Source organism: Nocardia sp. NPDC051321 (assembly GCF_044455225.1).
GTDB lineage: Bacteria > Actinomycetota > Actinomycetes > Mycobacteriales > Mycobacteriaceae > Nocardia.
The window spans coordinates 201,594-217,091 of the sequence record NZ_JBITEM010000008.1 but is presented as its reverse complement, the minus strand read 5'-3'; the positions used below and the strand labels follow the sequence as shown (position 1 = coordinate 217,091).

Below are 15,498 nucleotides of genomic sequence, written 5' to 3'. Positions count from 1 at the left end.
GGCTACAACAGCTCGTGCTCCAACCGACGCAGCGTCCAATAGGACCGTTCGATCTCGGCCGCGTCCTGATGCACGAGAAACACCACACCCGGCGACGAATTGAGGTCGACCGTAGGCCTGGTCATCGCTTGGTCGGCGATGCGGAAGCGCACGCTCTCGATGGCGGGTAACCGTTCGAGCTCATCCCGGAGCGCCTGGGCGGGCAGCGGAACCTCCCGGTGCGCAATGAGATTCACGCACCGCGCCGGTGCGCGGCGGGTATACACCGACGGCTGTGCCGCCAGCGCGCGTCCGTCGCCGAGGTAGCAGTCCATCGTCAGGTCTACCTGGTTCACTCCCGTGCCGCGATCGAGCGCGCGTGGATTGGCCAGCCCCGAGAGCCGCGCTCCGGTTTCCAACAGCACGGGACCCGCTGCGGTATAGATCAATTCGGTATGCGCGGGCCCGTTCGCGATGCCGAGCGCGTCGAGTACGCCGGAAACGTAGTCGAGGATCTCGGTGAACCGCGGATCGGCTTCCGACAGCAGGTCCTCGCAGTCGTAGATCCTGCGGTTGTCCCGCACCGTCACCTTGTGGCTGATCCACGCGTCGGTAAACCAGTGCTTACCGTCCCGGCTGACCGAATTGACGATGAACTCGTCCCCGACCAGATATTCCTGTGCCAGCACGGCCGCGTTGGTCCGCAGCATCAAATTCGTCTTGCCGATGATCGCCCGGACCGCGGCACGAACTTCGGCCGCGGAGTCGCTGATGAACACGTCATCGGATCCCGCGCTGTCCAGCGGCTTGACCACCACCCGCCCGAGGCCCTCGGCGCGCCGCCATTCGACCAGCTCCGTCGCGTCGCTGCCGCGCCGTTGCCGCGCGGTCCGCAGACCCGCGGCGGCCACCGCCTCCAGCATGTAGAACTTGTCCCGCCGCACATGCGACAGCGCCGGATCATTGCCGCGCAACCCGAGTTTCGCGGCGATCTCGTCGGCCACCTCGACGCCGTACTCGCTGCCCGCGATCACCGCGACGGGCGCCAGGTCCGCGAGCCTGCGCAATACATCGTCGGCCTGGTCCGCATAGGACAGGTCCGCGGCGAACAACTCGGCAGGCAAGCTCGCGGAGAACGTCGCGGGCAGGTGCGAACGGGACTGGACATGGATCAACCGGTGCTGGTGCCGCGCCTGCCGAGCGAGCAGCGCCCCGGTGGAAAACGCGTCCACCAGCACGACGGTAGACGAACCACCCTCGGACATAACGTATCTCATCTGATCGTTCATGGAATCAGCCTGCTGTCATAACTATTCGCGACGTGGTCGAGCATCCCGTAGAGCGCGTCCGAGCCGAGCCGCGCAAGATCCTCGCGAGCGGCGCTTGCGGGCAACGGAAGTCGCCCCAACTTCCCCCACCGCAGCGCACCCTGCTCGTCGATGACCGAGGTGGTCGCACCGAGGTTGTCGGTGTGCAGACAGTAGGGAACATCGAGCAGCCCGTCGGCGAACGCCCGCAGCAGCGCCACCCCTACATCCGGGTCGAGGTCGAGCACCGTATCGATGAGGGTCCGCGCCTCATCGAGAACCTCACGGAAATACCGCGCCTCGGCCGGAGCGGCCGGATCGAGCGGCCCGTCCGCCTCCTCCGACGCAATACGCAGCGCCGCAATGTTTTCAGCGACGGACGGGATCTGCCACGCCTCCGACACCGTCTTCACGATCATCCGCTCGCACCCGGTCGCCATGGCCAGCCGGGCACTGTCGCGGATCAACCGAGTCGCGCCATCGGGCGTCCTCGGGAAAAGACCCATGTAGGTGTAGAACACCACATGCCAGGTCATATCGCCGAGGTACTCGGCGGCGAGGGTTCGCAACGCCCGCAACGCGCCACGATCCTGCTCGGCCAGCGTTCCTTGCGCGTAACTGAACGACATGTACCGCAAGCCGTGCTGCCGGAAGAAACACCCTTCCAGCACCCCCATCGCCACCAGCAGCGACGGCGGGCACAGCTGACCGAGCAGGCATCCGCCGAAGCTCTCGATATGGCCGAACTCGGCCGCGCCCGCGAGAAACCGGGTGCTCTGCGCCCACGCCTCGATCGCATCGCGCAGCGGCAGCCTGCTGTAGGGCAGGCAGTAGGAGACCGGCCCGCCTTCCGTCGCGTCCAGGCCAACCTCGACCAACCGCTGGAACACCCGCAGCGGCAGCGCGGTGCCGTGGCGCACCTGGACCGGAAACGTGGGCCCGTACAGCCCGGCAAGCACCTTCCGGGTGTCCGACACCGAATGCGAGACAAGGGGATACCCGTTTAACTCCTCCCCCGCGGCCAGGCGTTCCAGCGGGCTCTGGTAATCGCCGACACGGGTGTAACTGTCGAGCGTGAGCGTCCCAATCACCGGAATATTAAGGTGGGCAACCCTGGCCAGACCCGACCGCATGGCCGAGAGGCTGCCCATGCCCATCCGCGGCTGCACAACCAACTGCCCCGCGGCGGCCCGGTCCGCCACGAAACTGTCGAAGAACCCCGCCACGTCACCGGCCCGAAATCAGCTCGAGCGTAGGTAATCCCGATCGCGGGTCGACCGTGTGCACCTGGGACTTGTGCGGATCACCCGCGCGCACCCTGGCCATCACGGTGTCACCGGCCGCGAAATCGACCAGCGCGCTTCGGTACAGCGTGCGCAGGTGCGTGATGGACAGCCCGGACACCTCCGACAGCCACCCGGCCGCGCTGTCGGTGCCCGGCTCGCCACGCAGGGCGGCGTGCAATGCCGGTACCTCGTCGACCCGCTCGGGATGGCACCGTTCGACGAATTCCGCCAGTCGGGCACCGGAATTGGTGAACGGCGAGAAGACCATGGCGACGAGTTCGTCCTCGCCAAGTCCGAACGCGTTCTCGGCATAGGTGGCCGCCACCTCGCGCTGCCTGTCGATCTTCTCCGGCGAGTCGTAGCGGCCGAGGGCCAGATCGATGAGCCGGTCCGGCATTTCCTTGCGGCGCATCATCGTCTCGGCGAACTCCAGATACTCGCGGATCCCGGCCTGATAGGTCCGCCCCTCGACGTATTCGACCCGCAGCCCCCGCAGGTGGGCCATGAGAGTCGGGTTGGCGCAATCGGATTCGGTGAAGCTGAACGCCAGATCGTCGAATCGGAAGCCGAGGAAGTCGACGATCAGATCCCAATGATCGTGCACGCGATAGCTCACCAGGTCGTAGATCGACACGAAGGTTGGCTGCACCGACCGATCACCCACCGCCACTTCACGTTCGGCGGGCTCGTGCTCGTCGTCGCCGAACAGCTCACGGAAATACGCGTCGCCGACCCCGCGCAACGCCGCGAGCAGGTCTTGGAACGTCATGCCCTTGCGCTGCACATCGACGCCGATTCCCTTGGCCAGCCGCAGAATCCACGCGGCGTAGAGGGCCTGCTCGCGCCGGGAGTCGCCGGTCATGATCGCGTCGACGCCGCCGCGCCACCAGGCGGCGCGACCGTAGAAGTCGGCGACCGCGAGGTTGCAGCTATTGCAGAAGGTTGGTCGTCCGTCACCGGCCGAGCGGTGCCCGTTCATCAGCACGTCGAGCCGGTTGATCGCCACCAGCTTGTCCGGCAGCGGCAGATCGACACGGAAGCGGCGAATCTCGGTGTGGTCGATGGTGAGCAGGTCGACCCGCTCATCGTCGAGCAGGCCCAGCGCGGAATAGACCCGATCGATGTTCTCCATCACCGCGCTGACCACCCCGGCGTGCCGCATGTTCGCCACCCGCATCAAAAAGGTTCTGCCGTAGGCGAGTTGCAGACGCAACTGCACGGCACGCACGAAGGCCACGACGTAGGTGCTGTCCTTGCCGCCGCCGTAAGCCACCATCACCTTGTAGTCGGCGAGCTTGCTGAGGCCGCCCGCGTCCTCGATCAACTTGTCGCCGACGGCCGCGACGCCGAGGCGCTCGTCCGCGGTGAGGAAGCCGATCAGCTGCTCGTAGCGTGCTAGGTCGTCGTTGGCGTCACGGAGAGCTTGCGCGCGACGAATGTCCGAGGCCTCGTATCCATTGTTCACAGCGGTTCCGCCTCGAAGTCGAAGTTCTCGATGATCTTTCGGATGCCGGCCTCGACGACGTGCTCATCCTCGTGCAACACGATGAAGCGCCCCCGATGCAGCGCGTCGTACGCGCCGCCCGGCGCAAGCACCTCGCCCGGCGCGGGCAGCAGCTCCCGCCAGACGATCGGCACCTGGTCCCGCATGGACGCGGCCCGCACCACCCGCTCGGTCAGCTCGGCGGATTTGGGCATGATCAGCCAACCCCCGGAGGAGTCGACCACCTCGGGCACCGGCGGGACCGGACCACCCGACAGCACTCGCAGAAACATCTCGTACAGGTTGACGCCGAACACCCGGTACAGCAGGTGCGGTACTTCGGCGCCGCCCACTCGCCCGCCGATCTCCAGGAACACCGGATCACCCGACGGGGTGAGGAATACCTCGAGGTGAAATGGCAAGCGGCGCAAGCCGAGTGCCGAGATGATCTGCCGCGAGAATTCCTCGATCAGCGTCCGCTGCGGCGAGGGCCCCATCAGGACCGAGCCCAGCGGCGTGCCGTGCGCGAAGGACAAACAGTCGTTGATGTAGCGCGAAACCGCCTGGAACGCGACGCGGGCATCGTCATCCGCGAAGCCGTCCACATGGTAGATCTGCCCCGCGATGAACTCCTCGATCTCGTAATCGGCCAGCTCGAGGGTGGTCAGCGCGGCAGCCAATTCGGTGGCATTGTCCACCCTTCGCACCCCGATGCTTGCGGCGCCGCCGAGCGGCTTGAGGATCAGCGGATAGCCGCAGGACTCCGCGAAATCCCGCACCTGGTCGGCACTTTCGCAGTTGGCGAAGCGCGGCACCGGGATGCCCGCCTCGTCCAGCACCTGCTTCATCCGCACCTTGTCCCGGTAGACGGCGACCTCATCGAGCGTCGGTCCCGGAATGCCCAGCTCCGCACGGACTTTCGCCGCGATCTCCAGGGTGAATTCCGACAGGGCGATCAGCTCGTCGACCGGCCCGACCCGCTCGGTGATCTCCCGGACGGCCGCACCGAGGGCCGCCACATCGTTGACGTCCTCGACCCGCACCAGACAGGCGATCCGCGCCGGATCCGCGAGCACCCCGTCGGCACCGGGACCATCCACGATGTAACTCACCCGGTTGGCCTCGTGATCGATGAACTCCTCGTAGCGGGTGAGCTCGTTGTCCCAGCGGATTCCGTCGGAAAACCGCGGCCACCGATTGACGATGACGATATGCATCAGAACACCTCTCGCGTCGCCGCGTCCTCGCTGTCCCACGGACTGATCAGCGCCGGCTCCGCGTGCCAGGCCGAAAACCCTTGTGCCAGACCGAAACGCAGAAAGCCGCGGAAGCGTTCGATGGCGTCGTCACCGAGGAACACGTCGGTGTAGCCGAGTTCGAGCAGTGCGCGGCGGACCCGGTCGTCGTCGGATACCGCGGTGGTGAGCTTGCCGCCGATCGCGCACGGCACCTCGAGCCCGCGTTCCCGCAGGCCGGACAGCAGCACCTGCGCGCCGTGGAAACCGTGACCGTTGACGCTCGACACCACCAGCAGGTCGGGCCGGTCCGCGCGGATCGCGTCGGCCACGTGTCGCACCGGCGTACAGGTGCCGAGGTTGTTGACGGTCGCGCCGTGCTCCTCGAGCAGCTTCTGCAGGTAGACCAGGTTCCAGAGATGGGAATCCGACTCAACGGTGCTCAGCACACACCGGAAACGAGCGTTCATGTCACGACCTCAACGTTAGCGTTCTCGCGGGCCAGCAAGGCTTTTCGGAAACTGGCCATCGTCAACGGCAGAAAGACCGCGCCGAACAGGCAGAGCAGGGTGCCCAGCCACAGCGCGAGTCGTTGTGCGCCGATGTCGGCGCCCAGACCACCGATCAGCAGGCCCGCGATCGGATAGGACAACAGGTTGAGCAGATAGAAGGGACCCATCACCTTGCCGAGATGCGCACGGGGAATCACCTTCACCCGCTGGGTGCGGTTGTAGATGTTGTAGAGCGCGTCGCCGACGAGCATCACGACGAAAGCGGGGGCATAGACCAGATACGAGGGTGCGAGGGCGGCTATCAGCACAGTCGCGCACATCAGCCAAAAGCCCAACGCCCCAATGGGTTCGACGCCGAAACGGCGCAGCAGGGCGGGCATCAGCAGCAGGTTCAGCAGCCCGGTGACACCGACGGCCGCATTGAGCACGCCGTACGCGGAGTCGGGCGCGTGGAAGACGTCGGTGACCAGTGCCGCGTTCGACACGATCAGCACGCCGACCACCAGGTTGATGGTGAAGTTGAGGATGCCGAGCAGCAGCACCGGACGAATGCGCACCATCAGCTGCCATCCGATCGCCAACTCCGCCAGCACTTCTCGGGCCGCCCACCCGACGGCGGCGCGCACCTTCGGTCGTGGCAGCGGCAGCCAGGTCACCGCGCTGATCGCGAACGCGCCCGCGGCGACGAGCAGCAGCCACAGTTTGCCGAGGAAGGCCGCGGCCAGAATCGCCAGGGCCGGTCCGAGCGCCATGGCGAGCAACTCCATGTTCTGCACCAGCGACTGCACCGTGGCGATCTGCGAGTCGCGGGCGATCTGCGGCACCATCCTTTCGATCGACATCCGGATGGGCGCCACGCACACCGAAAGGCACGCACCCCCGGTCATCAACGCCGGGACCAGCCAACCCGGCCGGGCGAGACAGACAAGCACGACCACGACCAGGATCACCGCGCGCATCACCGCGACTCTGGTGAAAAGCCTTGCGCCACCATCGCGGTCCGCGAGCAGACCCGCGAACGGATACGCGATCAGCGCAGGCAGCCACTCCAGTGCGAACGCGAAGCCGAGGGTGGAAACCTGCTTGGTGTCGTGAAAGATCAACAGCGGCACCGCGAAGAGCACAACCTGTTCGGCAACGAGTCCGAGCAGAACCCCGGTGGCGAACAGCGCATTCCCCCGGCGCTTTGGCACTGCCGGTTGCTTCACCCCAGCCGTCTCTCGTGATCCCGGATGAGCGGCAGAACGTGGGTGTAGAAGATGCGCATCTCGTCGCGGGTGGGCCAGCCGGAGAAGATGAACTCGCTGACCCCGACCGCCTTGTACTGGTAGAGGTAGTCGGCGACCTCTTGATAGCTGCCGACCACACACAGCGCGGGTCCGCCGCGATAGGGGACGAAGCCGGAGTAGATCATCGGCGAAAGCCAGTCGTCGGCGGCCTGCTCGGCCAGCCGGAAGGACGTTTTCACGGCTACGGAATCCGAGGCGGCCACGACCCGCGCGACCCACTCCCGATGTTTTTCGTCCGGATTCTCTTGCATGGCAGCAAGATCGGTGAGCGCCTGCTCCCGCGTCGCCCTGGCCAGGATGTGCATGCGGGTACCGACCCGTGTGCCTTTGTCGAGGACCGGACGGGCCGCGGCGCCCATCCCCTCGGGCGTATCGCCGTAGCGCAGCCAGCAGTCGCCGTACATGGCGGCCGTCTCCTGCGCGATCTCCGAAGCGCCACTGAGGTAGATCTCGGGCCTGCCGCCACCTTTGTAACCGAGGCCGAGCGCGGCCTCCTTGATGACGTAGTGCTCACCCTCATACGACAGCGGCGACTGCCCGCTCCAGAACCGGTGGCAGATGTCGAGGAACTCCTGGGTGCGCGCGTAACGTCCATCGTGGGCGACGAAATCGCCGTATCCGGCCTGCTCCGCCGGCGAGATGCCCGCGACCAGATTCAACGAGATGCGTCCGTCGGACATCCAGGAGATCGTGTTCACGACCTGGGTGAACAGCGTCGGCGACAGCAGGCCCGGCCGGTAGGCGAGGATGAAGGTGACGTTCTCGGTCTCCCGGACCAGCGCGCCGATCATCGGCAGCGGGTCGGGCATGTAGTCGGCGATGCCCATCAGCAGGGAGTCGACGCCGAGCGCGTCGGCCTCCTGTACGAAGTCCACCATCCCGTCGAAGTCGAGTTCGCCGACTCGGTACTTCTCGGTCGCCTTCTGTTGCCCGCTGTCCAGCGGCGCACACCAATGGAACCGCAACTCCCCCGCGCCCGGGTTTCGGGTCTGGGACAGTGGGGCGAAGTTCGTACGGTCGTAGTTCATTTTTATCGGATTTCACTTCCGGTATCGCAACGGAGGCAGCATAAGGCGCACAGCACCAATTCAGGCAATAGCCGATCCAAGACCACCCTCTCAGAATGCACACGTCCGGAGCTGTACCCCCCGGAAGCTCCCAAAGGAAGTCGCGCCCCCGTGCCGACTACCCCTGCCCTGTTAAGGCAAAGTTACCTCGGCTGTCCGCCGCTGTCAAAGGAGTATAAGCTGCCTGCACGTCACACTTGCACAATTGTTCGGCCACCGGACTACGCGGTTGTCCAGCAAATGATCTTCCGTGTGAAATCCCCCCGTCCGGGGGGTGGACGGCAACGTCCAGACAGGGGAGAATTGGGCCGCTACCAGTGCGTAAGCATTCCAGCGCAACAGGAACGGGGGGTTCGACGTAAACCGTCAAGCAATCGTTTCCCACCAGTTACCGAGTATTCTGTAAAGAATCTCGGATATATACGTTAGCCGATAGCCGACCCATTGCATACGAGAAATCCTCGGGCATCTGTCAACACTTTCGGCTTGCCTGCATATTTCAGATGGCGAATACACGGGACGGAGCTCCGACGCCACACGCGTCCAGTCTTGCTATTCACGGTTTCGACGAACATCGTGCCGATGAACGACGAGCTCCCTCGCACGACTATTGAACGGATCGGACTTTGCCTGAATTGACTGAACCGGCCGCAGCCGCGCCGCCACTACCACGGGCGCATCTCACGTCGAAACGAACCGTTGCGGCTTTGACCGTGCAGGCCCGATTTCTGGCCGCCGCGCGCGAATTTCTGACCGCGGAGGGTTTCACCGAGCTGTTGCCGCCCATCATCGGTCCGGTCACCGACCCGGGGGCGCGCGGCGCGAAACAGGTCGATATCGACTACTACGGTCATCGCTACAAGCTGATGACCAGCGGCATTCTCTACAAGCAGGCATCGCTGCTCGCCTTCGACAAGATCTTCCATGTGGCCCCGAACGTGCGGCTCGAGCCACTGGAAACCGCGGTGACCCATCGGCATCTCGCGGAGTTCCATCAGCTCGATGTGGAGATCGCGAACGGTTCGCGCGAAGACGCCATGGACGTGGCCGAGCGCCTCACCAAGTACGCGGTGGAATACGTCCTGAGCAGCGCCCAGCGCGAGCTGGAAATTTTGGACCGCGATCTCGAACAGTTGAAGCAGGTGCTCGCGGCGCCCTACGACCGCAGGCGGCACACCACCGCCGTGACCGAACTGCGCGACCTCGGCCACGACCAGCATGAGCACACCGAAATCGACTGGCAGGGTGAGGAAATCATCTCCGCGGCCGCCACCCGCCCGTTCTTCATCACCGACTACCCCAAGGGTTCGCGCGGCTTCTACGACAGCGAGAACCCCGACGAGCCGGGCATGCTGCGCAACTTCGACCTGATCTTCCCCGGCGGGTTCGGCGAGATGATGAGCGGCAGCGAACGCGAGTCCGACTACCGCACGCTGCTCACCCGGATGCGCGAAACCGGCGAGAACCCAGCGAAATACGAGTGGTACCTCACCCTGGCCCGGGACGGACTGTCGCCAAGCGCTGGTTTCGGCCTCGGCGTCGAGCGGTTCACCCGATTCCTCGGCGGCCTCGCCGCTGTGTGGCAAGCCACCGCCTACCCAAAGATCCCTGGGGAGCTACGTCCATGAGTGTGCTGTCGGCTCCTGGGTTTCCCGAGCGGCAGGTGCGGGCGCGGGCGCGCACCGCGGCGGGGTCGGTGTTTCCGGACAACGCGCGGTACGGCGCTACCTTGTTCGGGCAGGGCCAGGACGCGCCGGGTGCGCAGGCGATGGACGCGATCGACCACGCCCGGCTGGTGCCGCCCGTGTTCGTGCCGCTGCGCGCGGAGAAGATGTTCGACCTCGGCCGGGAACCGCTGGCCGGCGACGTCGATCTGAGTACCACCATCGGCGGTCTGCGCTCGACGCTGCCGGTGTATGTCTCGGCGTTCGGATCCACCGCCGTGGCCAACGGCGATCTCGGCGTCGCGGTCGCCGGGCAGGCCGGCGCGGCGGGCGTGCCGATGGTGATCGGCGAAAACATCGTGCCTGTCTCGGGATACGGCCGGATGGCCGACGAGGAACAGAGCTCACTGCTGCGTCGGCTCACCGAATACACCAAGATGGCCGCCGACGATCTCGGCGGCGTGATCGTCCAGCAGAGCACCGAGGACGCCGACGCCGAGGTATGGAACCTGGTGTACAGCGACCCGGCCAGCGAGCCGCTGCTGGCCACCGGCCGCCTCGCCTTCGAGCTGAAGGTCGGCCAGGGCGCGAAACCCGGCATCGGCGGCATGACCCTCATCCCCCGCGAACGCGCCGCGCACCTCTCGGCGCAGTACGACATCTTGGACATCTACGACGCCGCCGACGCCTCGGTGTTGCGCTCGGCCACCCCCGGCACCTTCACCGCGGAGATCCTGCGTCAGCAGATCCGGTTGATGCGCAACAACTATCCGCGCTGCCGCGTCTGGGTGAAGCTGCCGCCCGCCCGGGACGTGGCCGACGCCGCCGAGGTCGCCTGGGCGGCGGGCGCCGACGCGGTGACCATCGACGGCGCCGAGGCGGGCACCGGCTGGGCACCGCACGGTTTCCTCGATCATGTCGGTCTGCCGCTGGCCGAATGTCTGCGTCGCGTCGCCGGCCGCGACCGGCACGAGCACAGCCTGCTGGTCTCCGGAAGATGTTGGGAGGGAACCCGAGTCGTCAAATGCCTCGCCCTCGGCGCCTCGGCAGCCGGCCTCGGCCGGGCCGCGTTGGTCGCCGCCGACGAGAACGCCGATCACGGACTGACAAACCTGCTCGCCGCGTTCGACCTGGAGCTCCGGCTCTTGATCAGCGCGCTCGGTAAATACCGGACCACTGATCTGGCCACCGAGGACATATGGTTCCCTGCTGACAACGAGAGGACGCGATGACTACAGAGCGACCATGGCGCGTGGCGGTGCTCGGACCCGGCGGTGTCGGCGGGCTGGTTGGCGCGCTGCTGGCCCGGGCCGGGCACCGGGTGACCTTCCTCGGCGGGTCCGAGACGGCGCGCATCGTGCAGGAGCACGGCATGCACGTGCACAGTGCGATGTTCGGCGACTTCACCGTAAAAGCTCAGGCGGACACCGAGTTACGTGAACCCGTTGACCTGTGCCTGGTGACGGTCAAGCAGAACGCCCTCGCCGCGGCCGTCGACCGGGTGTCCCCTGCTGTCCTCGGCGACGGCTTGGTTGTACCGCTGCTCAACGGAATCGAACATCCCTCGGCCCTGCGCGAGCGGTACCGACCGGAACTGGTTGTGCCCGGCGTGATCCGGGTCGCGTCGAACCGCGTCGCGCCAGGCTCCATCGAACACGGCAGCCCTTTCGTCGAGATCGATCTCGCCAGCGCAACCACCGCACCCACCCGCCTCGACGCACTGGTCGCGCTCCTCAACGACGCTGGCGTACAAGCGAAAACACGCGATGACGAAGTCGCCATGCTCTGGGCCAAACTCTTCTTCCTCGCCCCCTTCGCCTTACTGACCACCCATTACCGATGTTCCGTCGGCACCCTGCGCACCGAGCACCGCACCGAACTGGTCGACCTGGTCACCGAAATCGCCGCCCTCAACCCCGCCTCCGACGTCGAAGCAGCCCTCCGCTTCTACGACACCTTCCCCCCGGAAGCCAAGTCGTCGATGCAACGCGACGCCGAAGCAGGCCGCCCCCTCGAACTGGACGCGATCGGCGGCGCCCTACTCCGCATCGCCCAGCAACGCACCATCCCCACGCCCCTGACCGAACGACTGGTCGCCGCACTCACCCCGTTGAGAAACGGATCTGCCCCCACCGAATAGTCGCGGTCAGGAGCCAGTCGCCGATGCTCAGTTCGGCGTCAGCGCACAGACAACCACATGCCTACCGGCGATCTGACACCTGGCGGACGCTGATCATCCCCCCGAAAATGGTGACAAGCACCTGCACCGCGGTCGGCCAATCGGTCAACAAACCTACCGGGGCCGCGACGGCCGCCGCGGCCGCCAACTCCAGCCACGGCGGGCCATTGGGGTGTGACTCCGAAGGCTGCGGGCCCGAATCTTCTTGGGATGGCGTCGAACTCATGCCGACACTGTTCCGCTGCCCGGCAGTGCCGGCCCGGCTTCGAGCGACTCCAGCCGACTCGCGGTTTCGCTCGGTCGGGCGGCGCGCATGGCGAGCAGGTCGGCGATATACCGGTAGCGCTTGATGTCTTCCCAGCTTTCGAGGTACAACGTGCTGGTCGGTTGGGAGACGCACACGACGTCGGGCAACTGCGGTTCGTTGAAGCGCAGATACAGGAACGCGCTGCCCGCGATCGCCTGCCCGCAGACCTCATCGCCGACCACGTGCATGACGATGTTCGCTGTCTGAATCGCCTCGCCGAGGCGCTCGATCTGATTGCGCCACACCGTGATACCGCCGATCGGCCTGCGCAGCGCGCTCTCCTCGACCAGAATCCACAGGTACGGTGCGCCGGGACGGCCGAGAATTTCCTGGCGCCGCAGTCGCACCTCGAGCAGCCGGTCGAGCTCGCCCTCCGGTCGCTCCGGATACCGTAATCGCAGTGCCGCCCTGGCGTATTCCGGCGTCTGCAGCAGTTCGGGGACGACCGCGGGCTCGTAACAGCGAATCGTGCGTGCGGCCGACTCCAGGTTCAGCAACTCGAATCCCTTGGGCAGCGAATCACTGTCACGATGCCACCAGCCGGGCCGGTTGCCGAGTCGCACCAGCGACAGGTATCTGTCGTGCTCCTCGGGATCGGTGACGCCATAGAACTCCAGCAGCTTGATCACGTCGCAGGTGCGGAGCCCGACCATGCCGGATTCGATGCGACTGATCGTCGGGGCCGAAGTATGTATTCCGGCCCCGACGTCCTGCTGGGTCAGCTTCCGTTCTTTGCGTAACTGCTGGAGTCGCGAGCCAAGCATCCGCCGGAGAACGGTCGGTACATCACCGATATTCGTGTTGTCCTGGGCGCCAGGCGGCTCGTCACGCGCATAGGCTCGATCTTTCTTCACCCTTCGAGTTTGGCACTTTCCCGCCTAACTGTGCTTGCGGATGTTCGTGCAAATGTGCGTACGTTTGGACCGCTGACCCCTTCGACCGGCCAAGTACCACAGACCGATCTAGATTTAGCTCTTAGTCAGAGCTAATATGGCGACATGGAAGCGCAGCTGGATGCCACGGCCCAGGAGGAGTTGGTCGGGCGACTACTGAATACCTTCGGCCGCTTCCGCCGACAGATCGCGCGGCTGGTCGGCCGATCCTTCGATCAGCCCGGCGTCAGCGCCTCGCAGGCGGAGTTCCTGCGCCTCGTCGGCCGCAACCCGCACATCTCGGTCAAAGCCGCGGCCACCGAAATGGGATTGGCCCCCAACAGCGTGTCGACCTTCGTCACCGCGCTGGTGAAGGCGGATCTGCTGGTGCGCGAGCCGGATCCGGCAGACCGGCGCGCGACCCGGCTGAGCCTGCCCGCACCGGTCCAGCGGACGGTCGACGAAACCCGCAGGCGCAGACACGGACTGGTCGCCGCCGCGCTCGACGAGCTGACCGCCGACGAACGCGAGCAGCTGATCCGCGGCCTGGCGGTAGTCGGCAAGCTGACCGGCATCCTGCACGAGCACGAACAGAGGACACGGCGATGAGCTCGAATTCCCTTGCCCCACCCCAGCACAGCCCGGCCGTCGAATGCACGGGCCTGACCCACCGCTACGGCGAGCACATCGTGGTCGACCACGTGGACCTGCGCATCGAACGCGGCGAAGTCTTCGGCCTGCTCGGCCCCAACGGCGCGGGCAAGACCACCACAATCCGCCTACTGACCACGCTGATGCCGGTACAGGAGGGCACCGTCCGGGTGCTCGGATTCGAGGTCGGACGGCGCGACATCGATATCCGCTACAACCTCGGCTATGTGCCACAACAACTTTCGATAGAGGGCGCATTGACCGGCCGACAGAACGTCACCTGGTTCGCGCGCCTGTTCGACGTACCCCGCCGCGAACGCGCCAAGCGAGTGGAAGAGGTCCTGTCCGCCATGGACCTGCTCGAGGTGGCCGATCGGCTCGCCGCAGGCTACTCCGGCGGCATGGTCCGCCGACTGGAACTGGCCCAGGCTCTGGTCAATCGGCCCGCCTTGCTGATCCTCGACGAACCCACCGTCGGCCTGGATCCCATTGCCCGCGACAGCGTCTGGGACCGGGTGCGCGAGCTGCGCCACCGCTTCGGCACCACGGTACTGCTCACCACCCACTACATGGCCGAGGCCGATCTGCTGTGCGACCGAGTCGCGCTGCTGCACAAGGGAAAACTGCAGACGGTGGGCTCCCCCACTGAACTCAAGACGGCCCTCGGCCCCGATGCCACCCTCGAAGACGTCTTCCGCCATCACGGTGCCGCCCTCGACGAGGACTCGACCACCACCGAAGGAGGGCTGCGCGGTGTCCGAAGCACCCGTCGAACCGCTCAACGAGCAGGCTGACTACCCGCCGCTGCGACTGGCCCCGCATGGCATCGCCCGACTGCGCACCCTCGGCTCCCGAATCAACACCTTCGCGCTGGTCGAACTCCAGAAGTTGCGCCACGACCGCACCGAACTCGTCACGCGCGCAGTACAACCGGCACTCTGGATGCTGATCTTCGGCACCACCTTCGCCCGGCTGCACACCATCCCCACCGGGAACATGCCCTACCTGGATTTCCTCGCGCCGGGCATCATCGCGCAGTCGGCACTGTTCATCGCCATCTTCTACGGCATCATGCTGATCTGGGACCGCGACGCCGGAATCCTCAACAAGCTCATGGCCACCCCGACTCCCCGACCCGCGCTCATCACCGGAAAATGCTTCGCCGCAGGGGTACGCGCGGTATCCCAGGTGCTGATCATCGTGATGCTGTCACTGATCATGGGCGTGCACATGACGATGAACCCGCTGAAGCTGTTCGCCGCGGTAGTCGCCGTGCTCCTCGGCGCATCCTTCTTCGCATGCCTCTCGATGACCATCGCGGGCCTCGTGGTGAAACGAGACCGCCTGATGGGCATCGGCCAAGCGATCACCATGCCACTGTTCTTCGCCTCCAACGCGCTCTATCCCCTCGACCTGATGCCCGCCTGGCTGCGCGCCATCAGCCACATCAATCCCCTCAGCTACGAAGTCGACGCACTGCGCGGACTCCTGGTCGGCGGCACCTACCACCTCTGGACCGACATGGGCGTCCTCGTCCTCGCCGCCATCATCGGAATCGCCTGCGCCTCAGCCCTTCTCGGACGCCTGACCCGCTAGCAGCCCGGCGCCGACAGGTTACTTCCAGTGCTTGCCGTGGTCCGGGCAGACCAACCCTTGATCGCACTGAC

The 15,498-nt window shown here is 65.9% G+C and carries 15 protein-coding genes; 6 read left to right on the top strand and 9 right to left on the bottom strand.

The annotated features are described in order from the left end of the window. Positions 1–2: 2 nt before the first annotated feature. Genes ACIA8C_RS20740 through ACIA8C_RS20710 form a run of 7 tightly spaced genes read right to left on the bottom strand, consistent with a single transcriptional unit; the run spans position 3 to position 8,119 of the window. Entirely contained in the window at positions 3–1,268 is a 1,266-nt protein-coding gene (locus tag ACIA8C_RS20740) for an ATP-grasp domain-containing protein (RefSeq protein WP_397136969.1), read from the bottom strand. Next, positions 1,265–2,512, bottom strand: coding sequence for a methylaspartate mutase (locus tag ACIA8C_RS20735; protein WP_397136967.1), 1,248 nt, complete (start codon positions 2,510–2,512; stop codon positions 1,265–1,267). The genes ACIA8C_RS20740 and ACIA8C_RS20735 overlap by 4 nt, the downstream gene beginning before the upstream one ends. A 1-nt stretch (position 2,513) precedes the next feature. Then, positions 2,514–4,037, bottom strand: a complete 1,524-nt coding sequence (locus ACIA8C_RS20730) for a hypothetical protein (RefSeq protein ID WP_397136965.1) — start codon at positions 4,035–4,037, stop codon at positions 2,514–2,516. Further along, complete coding sequence (locus tag ACIA8C_RS20725) at positions 4,034–5,272, bottom strand: acetyl-CoA carboxylase biotin carboxylase subunit family protein (protein WP_397136962.1); 1,239 nt, start codon at positions 5,270–5,272, stop codon at positions 4,034–4,036. The genes ACIA8C_RS20730 and ACIA8C_RS20725 overlap by 4 nt, the downstream gene beginning before the upstream one ends. Further along, a complete protein-coding gene (locus ACIA8C_RS20720) occupies positions 5,272–5,760 on the bottom strand; it encodes a cobalamin B12-binding domain-containing protein (protein ID WP_397136960.1) in 489 nt (162 codons plus the stop codon). Before ACIA8C_RS20720 ends, ACIA8C_RS20725 begins: the two co-directional genes overlap by 1 nt. Further along, on the bottom strand, positions 5,757–6,995 hold the full coding sequence (locus tag ACIA8C_RS20715) for an MFS transporter (RefSeq protein ID WP_397136958.1): 1,239 nt from the start codon (positions 6,993–6,995) through the stop codon (positions 5,757–5,759). Before ACIA8C_RS20715 ends, ACIA8C_RS20720 begins: the two co-directional genes overlap by 4 nt. A gap of 11 nt (positions 6,996–7,006) precedes the next feature. Continuing rightward, positions 7,007–8,119 (bottom strand): LLM class flavin-dependent oxidoreductase, encoded by a 1,113-nt coding sequence (locus ACIA8C_RS20710; protein ID WP_397136955.1) that lies wholly within the window; start codon positions 8,117–8,119, stop codon positions 7,007–7,009. Positions 8,120–8,784: 665 nt separating this feature from the next. On the opposite strand from ACIA8C_RS20710, the gene ACIA8C_RS20705 reads away from it, so the two are divergent. From ACIA8C_RS20705 to ACIA8C_RS20695, 3 genes are read left to right on the top strand one after another with little or no spacing between them, the layout of a single operon-like run. Next, on the top strand, positions 8,785–9,786 hold the full coding sequence (locus ACIA8C_RS20705) for an asparagine synthetase A (protein ID WP_397136953.1): 1,002 nt from the start codon (positions 8,785–8,787) through the stop codon (positions 9,784–9,786). After that, positions 9,783–11,054, top strand: coding sequence for a glutamate synthase-related protein (locus tag ACIA8C_RS20700; RefSeq protein ID WP_397136951.1), 1,272 nt, complete (start codon positions 9,783–9,785; stop codon positions 11,052–11,054). The genes ACIA8C_RS20705 and ACIA8C_RS20700 overlap by 4 nt, the downstream gene beginning before the upstream one ends. Beyond that, a complete protein-coding gene (locus ACIA8C_RS20695; RefSeq protein WP_397136948.1) occupies positions 11,051–11,962 on the top strand; it encodes a ketopantoate reductase family protein in 912 nt (303 codons plus the stop codon). The genes ACIA8C_RS20700 and ACIA8C_RS20695 overlap by 4 nt, the downstream gene beginning before the upstream one ends. Positions 11,963–12,023: 61 nt before the next feature. On the opposite strand, the gene ACIA8C_RS20690 is transcribed toward ACIA8C_RS20695, so the two are convergent. Together ACIA8C_RS20690 and ACIA8C_RS20685 are read right to left on the bottom strand one after the other, a co-directional pair. After that, the gene (locus tag ACIA8C_RS20690; protein WP_397136946.1) at positions 12,024–12,227 is read right to left on the bottom strand and encodes a hypothetical protein; all 204 of its coding nucleotides are present in this window, start codon (positions 12,225–12,227) and stop codon (positions 12,024–12,026) included. Then, on the bottom strand, positions 12,224–13,162 hold the full coding sequence (locus tag ACIA8C_RS20685) for a helix-turn-helix domain-containing protein (RefSeq protein WP_397136944.1): 939 nt from the start codon (positions 13,160–13,162) through the stop codon (positions 12,224–12,226). The genes ACIA8C_RS20690 and ACIA8C_RS20685 overlap by 4 nt, the downstream gene beginning before the upstream one ends. Before the next feature lie 144 nt (positions 13,163–13,306). Between ACIA8C_RS20685 and ACIA8C_RS20680 the strand changes: the two genes are divergently transcribed. Genes ACIA8C_RS20680 through ACIA8C_RS20670 form a run of 3 tightly spaced genes read left to right on the top strand, consistent with a single transcriptional unit; the run spans position 13,307 to position 15,427 of the window. Continuing rightward, on the top strand, positions 13,307–13,789 hold the full coding sequence (locus ACIA8C_RS20680; protein WP_397136941.1) for a MarR family winged helix-turn-helix transcriptional regulator: 483 nt from the start codon (positions 13,307–13,309) through the stop codon (positions 13,787–13,789). Next, positions 13,786–14,625: an ATP-binding cassette domain-containing protein gene (locus tag ACIA8C_RS20675; protein ID WP_397136939.1), complete on the top strand. Its 840-nt coding sequence runs from the start codon at positions 13,786–13,788 to the stop codon at positions 14,623–14,625. The genes ACIA8C_RS20680 and ACIA8C_RS20675 overlap by 4 nt, the downstream gene beginning before the upstream one ends. After that, positions 14,585–15,427, top strand: coding sequence for an ABC transporter permease (locus ACIA8C_RS20670; protein WP_397136936.1), 843 nt, complete (start codon positions 14,585–14,587; stop codon positions 15,425–15,427). The genes ACIA8C_RS20675 and ACIA8C_RS20670 overlap by 41 nt, the downstream gene beginning before the upstream one ends. The last annotated feature ends 71 nt before the right edge of the window (positions 15,428–15,498 follow it).

Bases quoted from the DNA above. Each gene is read 5' to 3' on its own strand.
- ACIA8C_RS20725 (WP_397136962.1), bottom strand. From the start codon at position 5,272: ATGCATATCGTCATCGTCAATCGGTGGCCGCGGTTTTCCGACGGAATC.
- ACIA8C_RS20695 (WP_397136948.1), top strand. From the start codon at position 11,051: ATGACTACAGAGCGACCATGGCGCGTGGCGGTGCTCGGACCCGGCGGT.
- ACIA8C_RS20700 (WP_397136951.1), top strand. From the start codon at position 9,783: ATGAGTGTGCTGTCGGCTCCTGGGTTTCCCGAGCGGCAGGTGCGGGCG.
- ACIA8C_RS20720 (WP_397136960.1), bottom strand. From the start codon at position 5,760: ATGAACGCTCGTTTCCGGTGTGTGCTGAGCACCGTTGAGTCGGATTCC.
- ACIA8C_RS20740 (WP_397136969.1), bottom strand. From the start codon at position 1,268: ATGAACGATCAGATGAGATACGTTATGTCCGAGGGTGGTTCGTCTACC.
- ACIA8C_RS20690 (WP_397136946.1), bottom strand. From the start codon at position 12,227: ATGAGTTCGACGCCATCCCAAGAAGATTCGGGCCCGCAGCCTTCGGAG.
- ACIA8C_RS20675 (WP_397136939.1), top strand. From the start codon at position 13,786: ATGAGCTCGAATTCCCTTGCCCCACCCCAGCACAGCCCGGCCGTCGAA.
- ACIA8C_RS20680 (WP_397136941.1), top strand. From the start codon at position 13,307: ATGGAAGCGCAGCTGGATGCCACGGCCCAGGAGGAGTTGGTCGGGCGA.
- ACIA8C_RS20710 (WP_397136955.1), bottom strand. From the start codon at position 8,119: ATGAACTACGACCGTACGAACTTCGCCCCACTGTCCCAGACCCGAAAC.